Annotated in this window: 23 protein-coding genes and 1 pseudogene; 8 read left to right on the top strand and 16 right to left on the bottom strand. The window is 38.4% G+C overall.

Features of this window, described 5'->3' with window-relative positions:
* Positions 1 to 9 precede the first annotated feature (9 nt).
* Positions 10 to 939, bottom strand: a complete 930-nt coding sequence (locus VXS03_RS13820) for a cation diffusion facilitator family transporter (protein WP_327764364.1) — start codon at positions 937 to 939, stop codon at positions 10 to 12.
* Positions 940 to 1,015: 76 nt separating this feature from the next.
* A complete protein-coding gene (locus VXS03_RS13815) occupies positions 1,016 to 1,621 on the bottom strand; it encodes a DNA-3-methyladenine glycosylase I (protein WP_327764363.1) in 606 nt (201 codons plus the stop codon).
* 251 nt (positions 1,622 to 1,872) lie between these two features.
* On the opposite strand from VXS03_RS13815, the gene VXS03_RS13810 reads away from it, so the two are divergent.
* The gene (locus VXS03_RS13810) at positions 1,873 to 2,145 is read left to right on the top strand and encodes a hypothetical protein (RefSeq protein WP_327764362.1); all 273 of its coding nucleotides are present in this window, start codon (positions 1,873 to 1,875) and stop codon (positions 2,143 to 2,145) included.
* A 211-nt stretch (positions 2,146 to 2,356) separates the two neighbouring features.
* On the opposite strand, the gene VXS03_RS13805 is transcribed toward VXS03_RS13810, so the two are convergent.
* From VXS03_RS13805 to VXS03_RS13790, 4 genes are all read right to left on the bottom strand, one after another.
* Positions 2,357 to 2,671, bottom strand: a complete 315-nt coding sequence (locus tag VXS03_RS13805; RefSeq protein ID WP_327764361.1) for a hypothetical protein — start codon at positions 2,669 to 2,671, stop codon at positions 2,357 to 2,359.
* Between the two features lie 157 nt (positions 2,672 to 2,828).
* The gene (gene secF, locus VXS03_RS13800) at positions 2,829 to 3,731 is read right to left on the bottom strand and encodes a protein translocase subunit SecF (protein ID WP_327764360.1); all 903 of its coding nucleotides are present in this window, start codon (positions 3,729 to 3,731) and stop codon (positions 2,829 to 2,831) included.
* Between the two features lie 4 nt (positions 3,732 to 3,735).
* Positions 3,736 to 5,550 (bottom strand): protein translocase subunit SecD, encoded by a 1,815-nt coding sequence (gene secD / locus VXS03_RS13795; protein WP_327764359.1) that lies wholly within the window; start codon positions 5,548 to 5,550, stop codon positions 3,736 to 3,738.
* 253 nt (positions 5,551 to 5,803) lie between these two features.
* The gene (locus tag VXS03_RS13790) at positions 5,804 to 6,433 is read right to left on the bottom strand and encodes a hypothetical protein (protein ID WP_327764358.1); all 630 of its coding nucleotides are present in this window, start codon (positions 6,431 to 6,433) and stop codon (positions 5,804 to 5,806) included.
* Between the two features lie 225 nt (positions 6,434 to 6,658).
* Here VXS03_RS13790 and VXS03_RS13785 point away from each other — a divergent pair, with 225 nt between their 5' ends.
* A complete protein-coding gene (locus VXS03_RS13785; protein ID WP_327764357.1) occupies positions 6,659 to 7,528 on the top strand; it encodes an NAD(P)-dependent oxidoreductase in 870 nt (289 codons plus the stop codon).
* 94 nt (positions 7,529 to 7,622) lie between these two features.
* Here the strand turns inward: VXS03_RS13785 and VXS03_RS13780 are convergent, their stop codons facing one another.
* The 5 genes from VXS03_RS13780 to VXS03_RS13760 all read right to left on the bottom strand — a co-directional run bounded on the left by VXS03_RS13780 (position 7,623) and on the right by VXS03_RS13760 (position 11,472).
* Complete coding sequence (locus tag VXS03_RS13780; protein WP_080155680.1) at positions 7,623 to 8,888, bottom strand: NupC/NupG family nucleoside CNT transporter; 1,266 nt, start codon at positions 8,886 to 8,888, stop codon at positions 7,623 to 7,625.
* A 461-nt stretch (positions 8,889 to 9,349) separates the two neighbouring features.
* The gene (trxC, locus tag VXS03_RS13775) at positions 9,350 to 9,784 is read right to left on the bottom strand and encodes a thioredoxin TrxC (RefSeq protein ID WP_327764355.1); all 435 of its coding nucleotides are present in this window, start codon (positions 9,782 to 9,784) and stop codon (positions 9,350 to 9,352) included.
* 206 nt (positions 9,785 to 9,990) lie between these two features.
* Positions 9,991 to 10,296, bottom strand: coding sequence for a hypothetical protein (locus tag VXS03_RS13770; RefSeq protein ID WP_327764354.1), 306 nt, complete (start codon positions 10,294 to 10,296; stop codon positions 9,991 to 9,993).
* A 131-nt stretch (positions 10,297 to 10,427) separates the two neighbouring features.
* Positions 10,428 to 10,850, bottom strand: coding sequence for a GNAT family N-acetyltransferase (locus VXS03_RS13765; protein ID WP_327764353.1), 423 nt, complete (start codon positions 10,848 to 10,850; stop codon positions 10,428 to 10,430).
* A gap of 55 nt (positions 10,851 to 10,905) precedes the next feature.
* Positions 10,906 to 11,472: a GNAT family N-acetyltransferase gene (locus VXS03_RS13760; protein ID WP_327764352.1), complete on the bottom strand. Its 567-nt coding sequence runs from the start codon at positions 11,470 to 11,472 to the stop codon at positions 10,906 to 10,908.
* Between the two features lie 136 nt (positions 11,473 to 11,608).
* Here VXS03_RS13760 and VXS03_RS13755 point away from each other — a divergent pair, with 136 nt between their 5' ends.
* From VXS03_RS13755 to VXS03_RS13745, 3 genes are all read left to right on the top strand, one after another.
* Positions 11,609 to 12,214, top strand: coding sequence for a DNA-3-methyladenine glycosylase family protein (locus VXS03_RS13755; RefSeq protein ID WP_327764351.1), 606 nt, complete (start codon positions 11,609 to 11,611; stop codon positions 12,212 to 12,214).
* Between the two features lie 121 nt (positions 12,215 to 12,335).
* On the top strand, positions 12,336 to 12,878 hold the full coding sequence (locus tag VXS03_RS13750) for a TetR/AcrR family transcriptional regulator (RefSeq protein ID WP_327764350.1): 543 nt from the start codon (positions 12,336 to 12,338) through the stop codon (positions 12,876 to 12,878).
* Between the two features lie 93 nt (positions 12,879 to 12,971).
* Positions 12,972 to 13,478 carry a GNAT family N-acetyltransferase gene (locus VXS03_RS13745; protein WP_327764349.1) on the top strand — a complete coding sequence of 169 codons (507 nt, stop codon included), beginning with the start codon at positions 12,972 to 12,974 and terminating at the stop codon, positions 13,476 to 13,478.
* A gap of 288 nt (positions 13,479 to 13,766) precedes the next feature.
* Here the strand turns inward: VXS03_RS13745 and VXS03_RS13740 are convergent, their stop codons facing one another.
* Positions 13,767 to 14,555, bottom strand: a complete 789-nt coding sequence (locus VXS03_RS13740) for a ChbG/HpnK family deacetylase (protein ID WP_327764347.1) — start codon at positions 14,553 to 14,555, stop codon at positions 13,767 to 13,769.
* 213 nt (positions 14,556 to 14,768) lie between these two features.
* Between VXS03_RS13740 and VXS03_RS13735 the strand changes: the two genes are divergently transcribed.
* Both VXS03_RS13735 and VXS03_RS13730 read left to right on the top strand, forming a co-directional pair.
* Entirely contained in the window at positions 14,769 to 15,341 is a 573-nt protein-coding gene (locus VXS03_RS13735) for a TetR/AcrR family transcriptional regulator (protein ID WP_327764346.1), read from the top strand.
* A gap of 243 nt (positions 15,342 to 15,584) precedes the next feature.
* A complete protein-coding gene (locus VXS03_RS13730; protein ID WP_327764345.1) occupies positions 15,585 to 15,923 on the top strand; it encodes a cytosolic protein in 339 nt (112 codons plus the stop codon).
* A gap of 144 nt (positions 15,924 to 16,067) precedes the next feature.
* On the opposite strand, the gene VXS03_RS13725 is transcribed toward VXS03_RS13730, so the two are convergent.
* On the bottom strand, positions 16,068 to 16,484 hold the full coding sequence (locus VXS03_RS13725; protein ID WP_327764343.1) for a GFA family protein: 417 nt from the start codon (positions 16,482 to 16,484) through the stop codon (positions 16,068 to 16,070).
* Between the two features lie 246 nt (positions 16,485 to 16,730).
* A complete protein-coding gene (locus VXS03_RS13720) occupies positions 16,731 to 17,903 on the bottom strand; it encodes an acyltransferase family protein (RefSeq protein ID WP_327764341.1) in 1,173 nt (390 codons plus the stop codon).
* A 267-nt stretch (positions 17,904 to 18,170) separates the two neighbouring features.
* Here VXS03_RS13720 and VXS03_RS20315 point away from each other — a divergent pair.
* A pseudogene (locus VXS03_RS20315) lies at positions 18,171 to 18,378 on the top strand (IS91 family transposase); the annotation flags it as partial.
* 229 nt (positions 18,379 to 18,607) lie between these two features.
* On the opposite strand, the gene VXS03_RS13715 reads toward VXS03_RS20315, so the two are convergent.
* Together VXS03_RS13715 and VXS03_RS13710 are read right to left on the bottom strand one after the other, a co-directional pair.
* A complete protein-coding gene (locus tag VXS03_RS13715) occupies positions 18,608 to 19,072 on the bottom strand; it encodes a hypothetical protein (protein ID WP_327764340.1) in 465 nt (154 codons plus the stop codon).
* A 64-nt stretch (positions 19,073 to 19,136) separates the two neighbouring features.
* The coding region (locus tag VXS03_RS13710) for an aminoglycoside phosphotransferase family protein (protein WP_327764338.1) at positions 19,137 to 19,803 on the bottom strand (667 nt) is incomplete at its 5' end.

Below are 19,803 nucleotides of genomic sequence, written 5' to 3'. Positions count from 1 at the left end.
TTGCTCATTCTATTTCTTTAGTTGCTCGCAATCATCACAACACGGATTCAGTTTTCTCTCCTGACAATTGTACGGCTCAATATGAATAATAATATCGGCAACTTCATCGAGTTCACTTAGCAAGTGTGTTTTAAAGTTTTCAGTAATATTGTGCGCACGTTCAACACTCATTTCAGGATCGACTAATAAATGAAAATCTAACAAAATAATACTACCAGTACGGCGACTTCTGATCTCATGCACTTCTTTAATATCTTTATCTTCAGCGGCATAAGCCTGAATTTGTTTTTCAATATCAGAATCTGCTTTTGCTTCCGTCAACTCTAAAATAGCAGGCCATAAAATCTCAAATGAAGCTTTTAATATCATTGCTGTAACAATTAATGCTGCGATTTGATCTAAATAGTGGAATGTTGGGAAAAAATAATTCGCAATAACAGCAATAGCAACCGGCAAGGAACTCAAAGCGTCTGAACGGTGATGCCAAGCATTAGCGTACAATGCACGGCTGTTAATTTTTTTCGCTTGAATTACCGTCCAACGGTACAGCACTTCTTTTACAACAATAGACACAGCCGCAGCACTAAACGCTAATATACCCGGTTGTAAATGTGATTCTGTACTTATTGAATGTAGAGAGTCCCAGCCAATACCCAGACCTACAATAGCTAAAATAATACCAATAAAAATATTCGTCAGTGTTTCAAAGCGACCATGCCCATAAGGATGTTCTTTATCTGCTGGTGCTGTCCAATAACGCGAACCAATCAAAATAGCGGTATCGGTTACCAAATCAGAAAAACTGTGTACACCATCGGCAATAAGTGCCTGACTGCCAGTAAGTTTACCTATCGTAATTTTTATAAATGCTAAAGCAATGTTTGCAATAGATCCGACCCAGGTAACTTTTTGAATTAACTTCACTGCCGTTGTAGACATAACGCCCCATAAAAAAGAAAGAATGGATCCAATTATGATAACGAATTTAGCCCATTAAATGTGATCTTTTTTATATTTATAGCGACTTTATTATGTCCTTTGAAATACCATGATAACAATGACAATCGATTGTATGATCATTCACCATTCCAACGGCTTGCATAAAAGCATAACAAGTTATATTGCCAATAAATTTAAACCCATGCTGTTTTAAAAATTGGCTCAGTGCTAATGATGCTGCAGTAGTGGTAGGAACCTGATCTTTTGTAGACCAATGGTTAAGCTGTGGCTTATTGTTAACAAACTGCCAAAGTGGCGTTGCCAAATTACCGTACTGACGTTGTAAGGCTTGTGCAGCACGTGCATTCGTAAATACCGAACGTAGCTTACTGCGGTGACGAACAACGTCATAACTCTCTATAATTGTGGTTATGCGTGATTCAATTTCTTGATCACTATAGGCTGCAAGCTTATCAATATCATATTCTTCAAAAGCCTCGTTATAGTTCGCACGCTTTTTTAAAATAGTATACCAATTAAGCCCTGCTTGAGCGCCTTCCAAGGTTATAAATTCAAATAAATAGCGATCATTTTTATTAGGTTTACCCCATTCATCATCATGATATTGGCTTTCTATATTAGAATGATTTGCCCAATAACAGCGTATTTTTAACCCAGCCATTTCAATCCTATAAATTAAATAATTAAGCGTTTTATAAAATACTTAAAAAACATTAATAAGTATACCTAAGATTATATTCATTTAATCTTAAATTAATTTAATAGAAGTTATTCGCAAGCATCATTATTACTTCAAAACACTTATCTACATCACATTATCTATATTAACTATCAATATATGGTTTTAGTTTAGCTTCTTTACGGCATACTAATAATGTCTATAGCATAGATTGGTTCATTAAGGGATTAAGTATGAAAAATATTGCGGAATTTATCGCACAAATGGAACGTGATAAGTGCACATATAATGCTTGGGTATATGAAAAAGAAGGATGCTATAAACAGTTAAAGTGTAGTAATACCACAAATTGTTATTCATTCCTCAAGGAGATATCTGAATACCACTTACAAATCATCATTGAATTAAACAATAATAAATTAGATAACTATTTATTATTACCGGAAATTAATGTTGTAACTCATATTGGATTTAATAATCAAAAAATAACGACTCTTGCAGCATAAATAATTAAAAATAATAATGAAAAACTTAGGCTAGTTTACATTTATAATAAAAACAGATCATATGATCTGTTTTTTAATTCTTGTCATTATAAAATAATTGATTATAAAAAAGTTAAACCAACAACACATATGCTTCTTGTTGGTTATAATAAACATCAATTGGTTATAAAACAAACCTTAATTTATAAAAAAGTGATATGCATCGAAAGCTTTATTGTGTTTTCGATAAATTATATAACATCACTTCTTTTCCTGCTTCACAAGCAGAATATCCTTGTTGCCACCCATCCGTAAATTGCGTAGACCTATTCTCTAATGTCATATCTTGAACGTAGCTATATCCTGCAACCTTTGCCTTTGCAAGAGCTGATTCACAGCCTTGGTTATAGCCATAGTGATAAATACTGTTGTATTTAACGTCACTTATGTATTCATCAGGTAAAAATCGCATCTCACCGTCATCAGTGTGTGTACAGCCAATAACGAGTAGTGCCATGCCACACATGACTATCATTTTAGGTTGCATGTTATCTCCTTTACCATGCTTATTTAATTCTTATCAGTGTAGCAATAAATTTTATTTATCACTGAAAATAAACGCATATCTTTGAACCAATACAAAAAAACCGCCAGCATAACTGCTGGCGGCTCATTCGTTATCATTAACAATGGATCGTTAACGATTAAGGATCTTGTGACTCAGGCTTTGGTAGGTAATGTTCAGGTTTTAAGCCTAAGAATTCAGGAAGTAATGTACCTACTGAAATCGATGACCATGTACCGGTTAATACACCAATAAACATCGCAATAGAGAAGCCTTGTAGCGATGCGCCGCCTAATAACCATAATGAACTGATTGTCATCAACGTCGTACCTGATGTCACCATCGTACGAGAGAACGTTGCGATAATCGCTTCATTGTTGGTTGCTTCAATGTCTTGTTTTGGTTTCGCAATGAGAAGTTCACGAATACGGTCGGCAATAACAATCGAGTCATTTAATGAGTAACCCAAGATAGCTAAGATAGCCGCTAGTACGGTTAAGTTAAACTCCATTTGGGTCATAGCAAAGAAACCAACCGCTAAAATAACATCGTGCATTAGGGCAAGTAATGCACCCGCAGCAAGACGCCATTCAAAGCGGTAACTTAGGTAACCAAGAATACAAAGCATTGTTACAAGTAATGCTAAACCACCTTGAGATGCCATTTCAGCACCCACTTGCGGGCCAACAATACTGGTATTTAATACTTGTACTTGCGCATGTAGCGGATCAAGTACTTGCGTGATGTCTGGGTACGTTACACCTTTTGCTGGCACAGCATAGCGTAGAATCCAACGGCCAGGTTCATCAGCAGCAATTACCACTACGTCTTGCTTAAAACCAGCATCCATCAATGGTTCAATTTCACTGCTAGTGATTTGGCTGTTCATCTGAACTTCACTAACAACACCGCCAGTAAAATCAAGACCCCAGTTTAGACCACGAATACAAATGAAGCTGATCGAGATAACCATTAGCGCAATTGACACGATACCGGTCATATAACGCAATTTAGTTAAGTTTGTAATAATCCAATTTTTCATTGCGTTAAACCCTTACATCTCGACGAGAATCACGACCCCAAACCAAGTTAATAATGGCGCGGGAAGTAAATATACCAGTGAACATACTGGTTAGAAGACCTAGACCTAACGTCAATGCAAAGCCTTGAATTGGACCATTACCGATAGAGTAAAGAACCACTGCGGTGATCATTGTGGTAAAGTTGGCATCGAAAATAGTACCAAATGCACTACTGAAACCACGATCAATCGCTTGAGCAAAACTGCGCCCTTCTCGAACCATATCGCGAATACGTTCAAAAATAAGCACGTTGGTATCTACCGCCATACCCACGGTTAATACCAGACCTGCAATACCCGGCAGGGTTAATACCGCACCAGGAATCAAGGCAAGTAAACCAAATAGCATGATCATGTTAGTGATCAACGCAATGTTTGCAACCCAACCTAAGCGACGGTACCACAATGCCATAAAGACTAATGTCACACCTAAACCTAATGCTAACGCTGCGAAACCATTTTTAATGTTTTCAGCACCCAATGTTGGACCAATTGTGCGCTCTTCAACGATAGTTACTGGCGCAGTTAATGAACCTGCACGTAGTAATAATGCTAATTGTTGTGCATCAGCCAGTGAACCCGCACCTGTAATACGGAAACGACTACCTAACTGAGTTTGAATGGTTGCAACACTGATGATCTTATTAGTTTGTACTGTTTGACCTTTCGCGTTACGCGTATATTCGCTGAACGAAGTCGCCATTGGCTGACCTACGTTATTACGAGAGAAGTCTGACATCATGCTGCCACCAGCACTGTCTAAGGTAATATTAACCTCAGGTGTACCCATCTCACCCATACTTGCACGAGCATCGATAATATGATCACCCGTTAATACTGGCTTACGGCTAACACGTACAGGACGACCATCTTTGTCGTCAATGATCATGGTGCTACCTGTACCTTCTTGCTTCACAGCATAGAAAGCCAAACTTGCCGTCGCACCGATAACATTTTTCGCCGCGGCTGGATCTTGTACACCAGGAAGCTCAATACGAATACGGTTTTCACCTTGACGCTGAACAGATGCTTCTGTAATACCAAGCTGCTCAATACGGCCACGCATAGTTTGCAAGTTCTGCTGTACAGTTAGGTTACGCAGATTGGTTTGCTCATCTTCACGCATAGACAATACTAAATTATTGCCTTCGCCATTCTTCGCTTGCCATTGTGGGTATTGAGTACGAAGGTATGTGCGAATCTTATCATTCGCTTCTTCACTTGGCAGGCGCACAATAACTTGGTTATTAGTGGTCATTTCTGAACGTGCCGCACGAATATCTTGCTTACGGAAATCGCCACGAAGATCGTCAGTCAGCTGCTGTGCATGCTGCTTATAAACTTCTTTCATATCGACATCAAGTAAGAACTGAACACCACCACGTAAATCAAGACCTAACTTAATAGGCTCAAAACCTAGGCCTAATAGCCATTTTGGTGCAGCAGGTTCTAATGCTAACGTTAAACGATCTTCATTATGAATAATGCTGTTTAACGCTTCTTTAGTATTTGTTTGCTCTTTGGTTGAATTAACCACCACTACCGTGCGAGTTGGCTGCTGTTCAATAGTTTTGGCTTCAATGCCGTTTTCTTTTAGAACACGTTGAATCTCAAAAGGTGTTGGCATTGCGCCGCCTTTCGCACTGATTTGTACTGCTGCATTTTCGCCATACCATGTTGGAATAGCACTAAGCAACATAATCGAGACTGTCACAATTAACACAACATATTTCCATGCTGAGTAATGATTCAGAATCTGTTTATTATTCTTTTTTCTCATTATTTTAAGCCATATCTCTAGCAACAAGTCATATTGTTGCGACCGATAACACATCAATAATTATTATTAACTTCTCTTTAAATTAGAGAAAACAACTCGTTATTATCATATTCACAGCCGATAATATTGAGCATTAATAATAGCTATTGATAGATTTAATACATAAATTAATAAAACGTTTTATGTGTCGATGAAAGCAACATCACTAAGTAAAGCACACCATGCCATAAATGACATAAGTGCCAGTAATGTCTTATGCGGTAACGAACGAGTGTCCGTAGTGTGAATAGAGTAAATTAGATTCTTTCCAGCCAGACACACGTGATGACGAGGATTTTATCGTTAAAATCCAATCACTTTGTGGGCTGAGAGGCTCAATATACCCAATGGCAAGCATAGGTATAGGGAGTAAGGGGAATTCAAAGGCTAATTCAAATGTCGGCGCAATTTCATCAGCACTATGATAAAAACTATTTAACGATCGTGTCGAAGTATTAATCATATTTTGTAGATTAATCACTTCAGCGCGGTGATGTTTACCACTATGAGGCGGTAATTTAAGATTTGTTGGCGATGGAAAATTCCATACTAAGCGGGTGCTATAAAAAGAAACGGGTAAGCCATTATTACTTACATAGCGATCCGTGGGATGTTTTTGTGTCGGCGCTTGGTTCGCATCATGATGCAGAGCACGATCAATATAGCTCGCAGTCTCTATTGTCACCTTTGTAGCATTAACCACCTTTGGGTTAAGCACTGGTGCTTCAAGTACATCTGTATATACAGGACTGGTCGAGGTGAAATGCATAATGTTTGTATGTGTCGATGCCGAAGCAAATGAACTTGCTCCTAGACATAACACCAATAACATTATACGTAACACTGCTGTCAACATTAGATTTGACTAAGCCAATCCACAAAATAAAAGTGAGTGTTATGATAATTGCCAACACAAATTGTTACAAGCGATTAATTTCAAATAATTAATCCTATTGATAAACCTCACTTATTTACATAAAACACATACAAGGTATAGCCATTTACGCAATAATGCAGTCTGTTATGATGTTACAAACTGCTCACAATTAAAATCAAGGAAGTATTGACGATGACAGCAAACGTTGCTTTTTTAGGGCTTGGAACAATGGGCTATTCAATGGCTGGCCACCTTGCCAAAGCGGGTTATCATGTAACCGTTTATAATCGAACTCAAGCAAAAGCTGAAGCTTGGGCTCAAGAATATAAGGGCGCGACAGCCCTCACCCCTTCTGATGCCGTAAAAGATGCTGACATTATTTTCACCTGTGTCGGTAACGACAATGACGTACGCGAAATTTATAAAGGCCAGCAAGGTATTTTAGTTACCGCAAAGCCAGGGGCTATTTTAGTCGATCACACCACAGCCTCAGCCGATGTGGCACGTGAAATTGCCGATGCCGCACATGCTATTGGTTGCGATTTTTTAGATGCCCCCGTCTCAGGCGGTGAAGCTGGCGCAATTAATGGATGCCTAACCGTTATGGTTGGCGGCAATGAAGCGGTATTTAATAAAGTCAAACATGCTATTTCACAATATGCAAAAGCAACGACATTAATGGGCGAAACAGGCTATGGCCAAATAACAAAAATGGCTAATCAGTTATGTATCGCAGGTGTATTACAGGGCTTATCTGAAGCGGTAACACTTGCGAAAGCAGCAGGGCTTGATATTCACACCATGACAGAAGTATTAAAGCACGGTGCTGCTGGCTCATGGCAATTAGAAAATCGAGCGCAAACCATGGCGGCTGATTCGTTTGATTTTGGCTTTGCTATTGATTGGATGCGTAAAGATCTTGCTATCTGTTTTGATGCGGCTGAAAAACTTAACGTGGAATTGCCCTTAGCAAAACAAGTTGATAGTGAATATGAAAAGCTACAACAACGTGGATTTAATCGCGCTGATACCTCAGTCTTAATTAAGCAATTTGATAAGTAACACCATCAATACATATAACAAAGCCGTAGCAACAACCATTGCTACGGCTTTGTTCTTACGCTATTTCTAGCTTGATTAATGTGTTACATCTCGATTATAACGTGACGAAAATACCCGCTAGCGTAGCACTCATTAAGTTTGCTAACGTTGCCGCCATTACTGCTTTAAAGCCCAATTTAGCAACATCACTACGACGCTCTGGTGCCATAACACCAATTGAACCGATCTGAATCGCAATAGAACCAATATTAGCAAAGCCACATAATGCAAAAGTAATAATAACTTGAGTATGCTGTGATAATGTTTCTTTTACTGATGCAAAATCCATAAAAGCAACAAATTCATTAAGAATCAGTTTTTCACCAATGAAGGTACCCGCAGCCATCATTTCATGAGTTGGCACGCCAATAACAAACGCTAGTGGTGAAAAGATATAACCAAGAATCAACTGCATGCTCAATGGGGTTGTTGCAAACCATTGTGACGCTGTATCCATGCCAATTGCAGACGTTAAACTCGCTAGACCATAACCCACTTGCTCAAGGCCAGCATTCGCCATTGCAATAACACTCACAAATGCAATTAACATCGTACCAATTGCAACCGAGACTTTCATACCGTTCATTGCGCCCGCAGCCAATGCATCAATGGCATTACTGTGCTCACTGGTTGCCATTTCGATTTCAACTTGTTCTTCTGGCACTTGTTGTTCTGGCACTAAAATCTTAGCCATTAACAAACCACCAGGCGCAGCCATAAAGCTAGCTGCAATCAAAAATTTAAGATCAACACCTAAGCCTGCATAACCACCTAAAACTGAGCCCGCAACAGATGCCATGCCACATGTCATTACAACGAAAAGTTCAGAGCGGGTCATTTTCGCTAAGAATGGACGCACCAATAATGGAGATTCACCCTGCGATAAGAAGATATTACCCGTTGCTACTAATGATTCCGCACGGCTAGTTCCCAATAGTTTTTGAATACCACCACCCAACACTTTAATTACCCATTGCATAATACCGAAGTAGTACAACAGTGAAATTAAGGCACTAATGAAGATCACCAATGGCAACACACGGATCGCAAACACAAAACCGCTTTTTTCAATATTAGACAAATCACCGAAAACGAACTGAATACCAACATCAGCAAAGCTCAATAGGCCAGCAATACCATGGCTCATTGCACCAAGCATTTTTTGACCAAGAGGCACATACAATACCAATGCAGCAAAACCCGCTTGTAGTACTAAAGCACCCAGCACTGTGCGCCAGTTGATAGCTTTGCGGTTATCTGAAAGTAAAATTGCGAATAAAACCAGTACGACAATACCGGCCAAACTAATTAACAACTGCATTATTTCGTCCTATTGTGTTGCGAATAATGTAGGTATTGATTGTATTGTGGCATCGGAAAAACATTTGCTGAAGGATCAACAAAAGATGGATATTACGCCAATATGCGTAAATAACTAAAGGGGTGTTCGTCCAATGGTACAACATACAAGTCACCTAAATTAACAAGCTATAGTTAACGCCGGTCCAACTCCGTGGGTCGTTCACATATCCTAGTGACAGCTTGTAATAAGGTGGCTGAACGTAATTGTTCTGGCCGAGGCGAGAGTATATAGAGATCTTGGTCACATTAAAAATTTAGTATAGTGTTTTTTTACATTTATACATAATTCGCATAAATAATAGCCTGTATACTCCTTTTAGCGACTATTTCATCGAAAAAAAACCACAAAAAAGCCCAGTTACTTTATATAACTAGGCTTTAATAATTCAATATACCACTAACAAATACCGCCATTGGCAATTATTTAGTTAATGCTGTATCTAACCATTGATCAAAGGCAGTTTTAGGCATTGCACCATTGAGCATGTCTACCATTTTACCACCTTTAAAGACCATAATGGTTGGAATGCTACGAATACGGTATTGGCCAGCCAATGCTTGTTGCGCTTCTGTATCGATTTTAACGAAACGAGCTGCACCATTACGCTCGGTTGCTACATCAGCAAATACTGGAGCAAAACCTACGCATGGACTACACCAAGGGGCCCAAAAATCGACAACAACAGGTTTATCACCATTAATTAGGTTTGCAAAGTTATCAGCAGTACCTTCAATTGGCATGCCATCAAGTAATTTTTCTTTACAAGTTCCACACGTCGCTTCATCGTTTATACGATCAAGGGGTAAACGGTTTAAGGCTTTACAATGTGGGCAGCGAGTTGTCATGGTTGTCATAATGAATTTCCGAATCTAATTCTAAACTATTGTTATTTAATCTATCTCTATCATTCTCAAAACAAAAGCTGTTTTTACTGATTAAGCTGATAGGGAAAACCTATGTGTTGAGAGCGACGTTATATCAACAACCACCAGTAATAAACCTAAAAAATAAAACGGATTAAAAAGTTAGCGTTTTAATCCGTTTAAGCAATTTCACAGCCTTATTCAGTTAATGGCTGCTCTGCTGCAACATTGCTTACTTTGCTGCAAGTCCAACCTAGCGTACCGAGTTTGGTGGCAAATGCTTGAGCTTTACTTTCACAATAACCGACCTCATGGTTTGCACTCCATAACACTTGGCTGCCGCTCGATTTTATATATTGCACATCACAAGGTACTTTGTTACCCGGTTGACTATAAACGACTTCAACAGTGCGCTCTGCTGTGCCATTTTTACAAACATAAGCCTCTTGTGCTGATGCTTGAAAAGATAAAATAGACAACATCAACAATAACATTACTTTCATAACAACCTCAGGATAAGAACTTTCGCATTAAGTTTAGTCGGCTTGAGGATTAACACCTCAATCCCTCACATTTTATAATACTAACATTTGTATGATGTACAGCCGATTAACAACTATTATACCGTCGGCTATTACGTAATATTCTGAATCATATTAAAAAAACGGTCATCTTCACTCGCAATAGTAAAACCACATCGAGTATATAAGTGATAAGCCGGACTGATTTTAAACACTCTTAACCTCAACTGTTTTACGCCATATTCACGTGCTAATCGAACAGACTCCGTAATAGCTTGAGCACCCATACCTTGATTTTGATATTGATCGCTAATTTGAAGATCGCGTAAATAACATTCGTCATCACCAACAGCTAATCGAATAGCACCTACCACTTCGCCATCACACACTATATCCCAATTTTCTAAGCCAGCTATTTGCTCTATTATTGTTGGTTGCTCCCAATTAACAGCATAATGCTCATAATAGGTACGCATATTGTTGTATGTGATCTGCGCTGACGCTGATAAATCACGGGTTGATTGGTATAAAATCATGGGCTCTTTCCTTTGTTATCACGACGCTCATTACCACAACACAGTGTAAGTTTCATTAATCGGGCTGATTAACAATCGCTAGCCACTGTTGCTGAGTGATTGTATATAAGCAGTGTCGCTCTAACCGATGTCCTTGATCCAATTTAGGATGATTAAAATCCTGCTGTGTATTTTTCATTCCGATTTTAGTCATAACCCGTTGCGAAGGCTGATTCTGCAAGGCAGTGAAAGCAAAAACTGATGAAGCTTTAAGAACCTCAAAAGCAAACTGTAGTGCTTTTGTTGCCGCTTCAGGCGCATAGCCTGATCCCCAATATTCAGCTGATAATCGCCAACCTATTTCGATAAAGGGAGCATTAGGAATACCACTGGTTTCATCTTGACTATGTAGCCCCACAAACCCAATAAACTTCCCGGTTGATTTTAGTTCCACCGCCCAAAATCCCCATCCGCGTTGTGCTATAAGTTCTTCTATTCTAGAAGCTTGCGCATCGCTTTCATTATTGGACAATATTGCAGGAAAATAGCGCATTACTTGAGGATCTGCGTTCAACTTAGCATAAGCACGATAGTCACTCGGCTTCCATTGCCGAAGAATAAGGTGTTGCGTTTCCATATGCATGTTTACTCCTTGTTATATGCTTTATCCTTAACCACATAGAGATATATCAACGATGAGTTGTATCAACAACATCTAATCATCATAATTTCGACGATAACCTTTGAATATTTATATTTTTAGATTGAGATTAGCAATTATGGATAAGAAATTAATACACCAAGGAATAGAAGCATTAAGCCTTATCGATCAAGACATAGCACAAGCAGTTAACCAATATGGCTTGCCTGATGGTCGCACTTACCCTAAAGGGTTTGAAGCTTTCCTTTTTACCATCATTAGCCAACAACTATCAACTAAAGTGGCAATAACAATTACTGATAGAGTTTTAGCGTTAATGCCAGCTTGTACTCCAGAACAATTTATTCAAATTTCAACGCAAGCATTAAGAGATGCTGGATTATCACACCGAAAAATTGAATATACACAAGGTATTGCAGCTGCAGCACTCGAGGGCAATTTTGATATCGATGGATTGCAACACCTTGATAATGAACGCGCAATCAAAACAATCATTAACATGCGAGGCCTTGGTCGCTGGAGCGCTGAGATCTACTTGATGTTTGCTTTAGAGCGGCAAGATATTTTGCCTGCCGATGACTTAGGTATCCTTTTAGGTTTGCAAAAACTAAAAGGATTAGCATCAAAACCAACCCCAAAAGAAGCACGTGACATTGTAACGCATTGGGCTCCATGGCGAAGTGCTGGCTCACTATTATTATGGCATTATTATCATCAGAATTAACGACTGATAAACACCTAGGGAATATCCACCAGTTCCCCCTAGCCTAAAAAACACTTGACCAGTGGTCGATATATACCCTAACATTTACTGACCAACTGGTCAGTCGTCATTAAAAGTGAATATGATAGATAAGAGACAGCAGATTATTGAAGTAGCAACACAACTATTTGCGGAACACGGGTTTGAAAAGACGCCAGTTTCCACTATTTGTGAAAAAGCAAAGATATCAAAAGGCTTGGTATTTCATCACTTTAAAAATAAAAATGAGCTGTTAAGAGAAGTTTTTATTCACATCACTCAGATTATCGAAGAAGCAGATAAAGAGGATGAAGGCGTTGTTGAAAATGAACTAGCCTTAGAAACCATGATCCATTCTATCTTTGATGCAATGACTGTTCCTGAACATCATAAGATTTATCAATTCAATTTTAGCGTAATGGTTCACCCAACAACCAGAGCTATTGTTGTCGACCTGATTAATGAACGATATAAAGGTTTACAAGCATCAACGGAAAAAGTATTCCGCTCTTTGGGTCATTCTAATCCAGTTATCGTAACAAAAATGTTCATCGCCGAGATCGATGGCATTGCTATGAATTACTTACTTAATGATGATTTTCCAATCAAAGAAATCAGGCAAGAATTCATCAAAAAGTATTGTTAAAGAAACTAAAAATCATGTACACCTAAGTACGTGATTTTTTTGACCACACAAACAAACCGTCCAGTCGGTCAGTGATTAAAAAAGGAAAAATCAATGAATACACCCTATCAAATTCAATATGAAGCGTTCGTTAAAGCTGGCGGGCTATATGATGAGAGACACGCTAAACTCTACGCAGAGTTCGCAGATAATCTTATTGAAGACGGCAGCTTTTCAATTGTCTACGAAGGTGTAGCACATGCATGTTATACCCCAATTGTAATTGACGCAGCACCACATCTAAAATGTTATGTTCTCGCACCTCTTGCCGTATTACCTGAATACCAAGGAAAAGGCTATGCGACAAGATTAATGGAAGAAGCTGAAAAGCAATTGGACGCTGACGTTATCTTTGTGATGGGTGAACCGTTCCATTACGGAAATCGCTATAACACTCAACACAATGTATTACCACCAGTAAAAACGCTGGCTCCTTTAGAGTGTTGGTTTGCGCGTGAACTTACTTCAGGCGCACTAGATGGTATTGGCCAATCAACCTCATCTATAAAAGGACCTTATGCTGAGCCATTAATGTGGGGGCACCCAAGCGAGCAGGTGTAACATAAATATTAAGTTACTCCTCGTCAAAGTGTAATGAGTTAGTAAATTTAGCCTCATTTATGGATGTGCCGCCTAAAGACAATATTAAGACAGCCATATCTTTACTTTAAAAATTCAGTACCTTGTAAGTTGATTCCCTATCGCCCTCGTGGGCATTCACTGTTAGAAATGACGATAACGTTATGAGAATCCTAAAGTTAAAAAGTTATGGTTTTCTTTTTGTTCCACCAAATGGATTTTGCCCTTATGTAAGTTATTCCTTTTTACTCAATAAACTATTATCTCCAATTAGGAAAAATAGCTAAGCTCAATTTCATTTTGTTTAAGTAAATCAAGCCACGTATTCGATTTGAAAAACTCATAATCAGCGACTCGAAAATTCATTCCCCCTATGATGTTACGCGTTTGAGGAGCGTCCAGCATTGGATGGCTAGCCAGATAATGAAGTCCTGGCTTTAATGCAGCCAGCATCGGCTTATACTGGCTAACTCGTTGCTCCACTCGATTCGCAATCATTCCATCTGGCAGTTCAAAAATCATACTTAAGCCATCGGTTCCTTTTTTCCCTATATCAACCAGCGCATGTCTCGTCGAATTAAACACCGAATGATGAGGTAACGAAGCGTGAAGCTTATATTCCACTGCCAGCTTTTGAAATAGTGCACGCAAATCTGCCCTCATATAGAGAAATCCGGTGTGACAGTCGATGTGCTGCGGCTTTAAACCCACACGTAGCGCCATATCTAATTGAGCTCTAAGTTCCTTTTCAACATCAATTACCTGCATCGTTTGCAGGTTGTCATTGATATCATCATAGAAGCACCCATTTTCGAGACATAGACTTGGAACATCGCTAGGTTTACAAATAGGTTTTCCGTGATGTACCCCAAGGTGGATACCGTAAGGTAAATTATGTTTTGCGAGTAGTTTACGGGTATCAAGGAAATCCGAACCATATACCATAAGGCTTGTGGAGGAAATTCTTCCCATTTCGTACAGTTCTAGTGTTGCGAGTATCGTATCATGATGGTTAGCACCGTCATCAACATTGACGATAAGACGTTTTTGATGACTCATAATGAACACCTTCTTGGTAATTTACCTTACTTTTTTGGTAAACCTATCGAGGAGATAAGTCTGTGCGTTTTTGAACTTTCGGCTTAAAAATACTGACAAATAGATATCAAACTGCAACACTGTTGACAGTGTCAACCATGTTATAGCCCGACGAAGTTGACACTGTCAACAAGCAATGCTTCAATATGTTAACTAAATAGAAAGAGTAAAAAAGTGAATACACTAAGGAATCACTTACTGCTGGCAGCACGTGATATCGTGGAGTCAAATGGCGTTCAGGCAATCTCAATGCGTAGCTTAGGAGAAGTGGCAAATGTCTCTCGTGGGGCCGCTTATCGTCATTTCTCAAATAAACATGATCTGCTATGCGCTTTAGCAGGCTCTATGGGTAATGAATTGTCGTCAGCATTGGCTAGTTCTGTAAATTCAAATGATAGTGTAAAACAACAATTTCAACAGATGGCGAAAGCCTACATAACGTTTTCGTTTCAGTCGGCAGAACGTTACGCCCTTATTTTTAACTCACCAGACTTGCACCAAAATCCAACTGACGAATTACGACAAAGTTTAAATGAAGCTTTTCAGCGTTTGGTCGACTTAATAGAAATGGGCCATGCAGATAACAGTATTGTTAATGAATCCATAGAACATCAAGCGAATTTTGTCTGGTCTAGTTTACATGGATTCTGTACGCTAATATTAGGCAGAAAAGAACAATATGATGTATATACAGCAGACCAAGCCGACTTTGTTATTAACAAGCTATGGCGATCTTTAGCCTGTTAATTTGCCTATATTAAATATAGATAGGGTCAGTATTGCCTATTCATTATCTTATATTTTGAGAAAGCATTCATGGTGATTCAATAGCTTATCTAAGCTAACAAATTTTAGAGCAAAACATGTTTTCAGTTAGCTTAGTAAATGTCCTGAAATAGCACAGCGTTACCGCCTTTAGCAACTAAATCCCTACTACACTCCACCTCTGATAGTGATAGAATCTCCGCATCAAAATTACCGAGAAACTCTATGTTTATCCATCACGTTAATGACATCGACTGGCTAGTGATTACAGCTTTTGAAGAACTGAAAACTTTATTTATCGAAGAAGCTGGTGCGATCCCCGGTTGCTTCTCTACCGCCAGCGAATTGAACCTGATTGATCAAGCCAAGCGTAGTTATGGATATTTGCCTACACTCAGCGGTGTAGTCACCGACACAGGAACATTTCAAAGCCAGAATAACGAAGCAGACTTAGACCCACAGCTTGCCTGCCTAGTTGAAGGACGTGGTCGAGTGTTTATCTATCACGGCTGTTTTGTGGCTTTTGTGAATAACGAGCAAACTTTTATTACTCGAATGGATTGAAAATTTTCCTATAAATTAAATAGACGCATTGCTTGCTCCTGCCATTTATCTGCAACCATTTTATTTATAAACAGGAGCTAACTGAATGCGTCGAATCTTTAGCAAGGTCAGGGCCATAAACAAGTTAGCTCCACTCCACCTCAATTACATTTTATCGGCAAAGTACGCCATGATTTCAGCGGTTGTCATTTCTTTGGTTTGATTAGTAAAGCAATAATAACTAGGGCGGGCATCGCTGAAATACTGCATATCCATTGTTAGCCCTTTTATATCAGGGAACAGACCGACAGGCATATTATATTCACCGCTGGCTTTTACTTTATAGAATAAATGGGTGCCACATTCATTACAAAAACCGCGCGAAGCCCAATCTGATGAGTGATATATTTTGATGTTCTCTTCACCTTCAAAGGTTACTTGAGTACCACATTGAACAGCAAAAAATGGCGCACCACCCCATGTTCGGCATGATTGGCAATGGCACACTGAAAACTTAGGATTAGCGTCTGCTGCAACAATTTTTACCGCACCGCAAAGGCAACTTGCTTTTGAATCTGACATAGTAAAATACCGTTAGTTGATAGATAAAAAATAGCGTCTATTCATCATAATCACACTTTAAATACTGTATATAAAAACAGTTATATTTTGTGATGCCATTCAAAAACATATTTAAAGTAACCAAAACAACAAAGAATATAGGACAGCCATATATTTACGTTAAAAATTCAATGCGCTGTGAGTAGATTCCCTATCGCCCTCGTGGCATTCACTGTAGGGAATGGCGATAATCAGCCCTGACAATATTTATTGAGTTATCATCTCTGAACGCTGAAAAAATTGACGTAAACCCCTCATTGCTGGTTTTTCTAAATAATAATAGCTAAATGTTGATATTACCAAAACAACTGCCATATAAAAAAAACCACCAACTATGGCTGGTATCCAGCTTGTTTGGAGATGCCACAATACCAATTGTTGCGGTAAAAGGAGGTTTATAATTTCAATACCAACGAGTAAAATAACGGCATGCCAGAGATAAAGTGAATAAGATATATCACCTAAAAATTGAGTAACTTTGTTCTCAAATAATTTAAAAATGACGGTATTACGTTGTTGTTGTTGCGCCGAGATAAAAACAAGTAAGGCAAATACTATAATAATGAACACATCATTAAAGGGTAGTGCTGGTAAATGTAATGCATATATACACATTAAGAAGATTACTAACAGTAACATATCACTATTAATACGTTCTTTCGTTTTTTCCGACAAGGTAATGGTACACATCCAAGTACCTAATACAAAGCTTGATAAAGCTCTAATATATGCTAGTACACCACCAGTAATATCAAGTGATCCATGGTGAGAATTAATAGCAACTAAAGATATAATAAATAAAACGGGGATCGCTAAAGAAACCTTCTTTTGCATCAAAACAGGCACAATAAAAGGAAATACCATATAACTTAACCATTCAACACTTAATGACCATGATGAAATATTCCATGAAAGATCTTTTTCAAGAACACCTTGTAGCATCATGATATTTGGTATGAGAGCGTCACCACGATTAAATGGCCCATGGAAAGCAGGAATACCAGACATCCCCCAACCATCAAATAATGCTCCGCCATAGAAGCCAATATTTGCCATATATTTAAAGGTCTCCCAAGCGACTAAAACCAATAATGTGACAAGGAACAGAGGATAAATTCGAGAAAAACGCAGTCCTATAAACTTGCTCCAATTATAGAAATTAATCCCTTTGAAAAAAGTATTTTGATAAACGTGCATGATAACGAAACCACTTAGGATGAAGAATAAATCAACCCATAAGTAACTGTTTTCTAAAAAATGAGTATATTCAATTAACGTATCTTTCCATTGTGGAAAGATAACTAGTCTAGCGTGAAAAAAAGCCACACAGATAGCAGCAATACCACGTAGAGGCGTTAATATCGGGATTGACTTATTCATGTTTATTTCTTCAATATAGTATTTGAAATTAGACTAATAGCTAATTTTACATCGATCTACATTTCTACATGATTTTTAACGCCTAAATAGATATTAAAAATAAAATATCTGAACTGAATCCAATTAAACCTTCATTACTCATCTTGTTTCATTCAATAATACAGTAGTATGTCATGGCACATTAAACAAATACTGTAAGTAGATTCCCTATCGCCCTCGCGGGCATTCACTGTAGGGAATAACGAGGTTGGGTTGTCGTTCATTACAATACCGCAAAGATTAAGGCGAGTTCGTGATTATGGTTTATTACGAGGGCATAAAGACGAAACAACTTCAACTGATCCAATATGCCTTTATGTTAGCAGGGCAACTAACGTTGCCCCCACAACAAAAAGTTGTCCGTTTAACGGCACAACCCTTTTGTCCATGCTGTCAGCATGTCATGCAATTAGCGGGGATTTTTCGACCCAGATAAAAACGTAAAATAATAAGGATAATGGCATTAACGCGTAATAATTAAAGAGGATTTTATTATAAATCAAAGTATTAAAATTATTGGTTCACGCCAAGGATAACGCTCGACTTCTTTTCAGCACCACCCTTCATGACATTCGCAATATTTACTTATATAAAGCGACTTGGGCTTGTCCAACACTTGAATAGGTGTCAGCTGCGCGACGCATATCCTTATCTGTTAGGTGTATTTACACTTGCTGCATAGGTTTTATACACCAAAATACTCCCTTTGGTGTAGAACGACCAACTACTTTATCAAATGACACTTTTCCTGTTTTAGAGCAGATGGTTAGATCAACTTTGTTGGTAATCCAGTTCTGAAAAGGTGCTTCTGAAACTGACAAGTTAATTATGGATTGCTTTTGTATACATACATTAATGTTTCTTCGGGTAGTACGTGACCAAAACCAACCTTTTCCGCCGATTAAACAAGCCTCAAAGGAGTGTTTATCGGGTACCAACTTCCTTATTTTTCGGAGAATATTAGGCAAAGCTTTAACACTGCAAGGGTGATCAAAATGACAAAGAAATGCGACTTTGTTCAAGCTGTCCCAGCCATAAAATCCCGTACAAATCCAAATGTTATTGGTTGACAATGATTTAGCATTTTTTGCTATTGAATATTGATGTTGTAAGACTTGAACGTTATCCATCGCTCCTCCGAACACCTAACGCCAAAATCAGGGGCTGCCGTAGGCAGTCCCCTGGATTTTTTTGTTAGGCCATTGTTTGACATAGTTCTTGGATATATTCGAGTTCAAAGTGGCCACTTTCTATCATTAAAGTAAGTTCAAGGTAATTGGCACAAAACATTGCGTCATTAATTTTATCCAGAGACATAATAATATTTCTCTCATTCGGATGAGATATTTTTTTAATTTTATCTACATATGAAGATAGAAATAATTTCCCTGTTCCTGGATTATCCATTTCATAGAACCCAATTACTCCTGCTAACTCAAATAATGGTGAGTCCCATCTCATCTCTTCCCAGTCAAGGATTGCATTTACACTATTGGATTCACAATTAATTAAAAGATTGCTTGCGCCAAAATCACCATGGATAAGCTGTCTTTCTTTAATATATGGTTCCAGTCTATCTAAAACCTCCGAACATTTTTTTTCTAGTTTGAAAAATAATTCAGAGGTAATACACTGAGACTTTAATTTTTCTTCGGTATGCTCTGACAACAGCTCATTATATATTTCATTTGCCGTAAGGAGTCTATATTTTGAAATCGGCTGCCTAAGTGATGCCACATCCATAAATAAACTTCGTGCCAACCAAAGTTTCTTATGCAACTCTGCTAGGGTTTCTGCTGCTAATGTTATGTGTTGTGAGTTATCGTCTTTAGGAATATCTCCTATAACAAATGGAAACAGG

The sequence above is a fragment of the Photobacterium sp. S4TG1 genome, from assembly GCF_036040035.1.
In the GTDB taxonomy this organism is placed as follows: domain Bacteria; phylum Pseudomonadota; class Gammaproteobacteria; order Enterobacterales; family Vibrionaceae; genus Photobacterium.
This window is presented reverse-complemented; position numbering and strand designations above follow the sequence as displayed.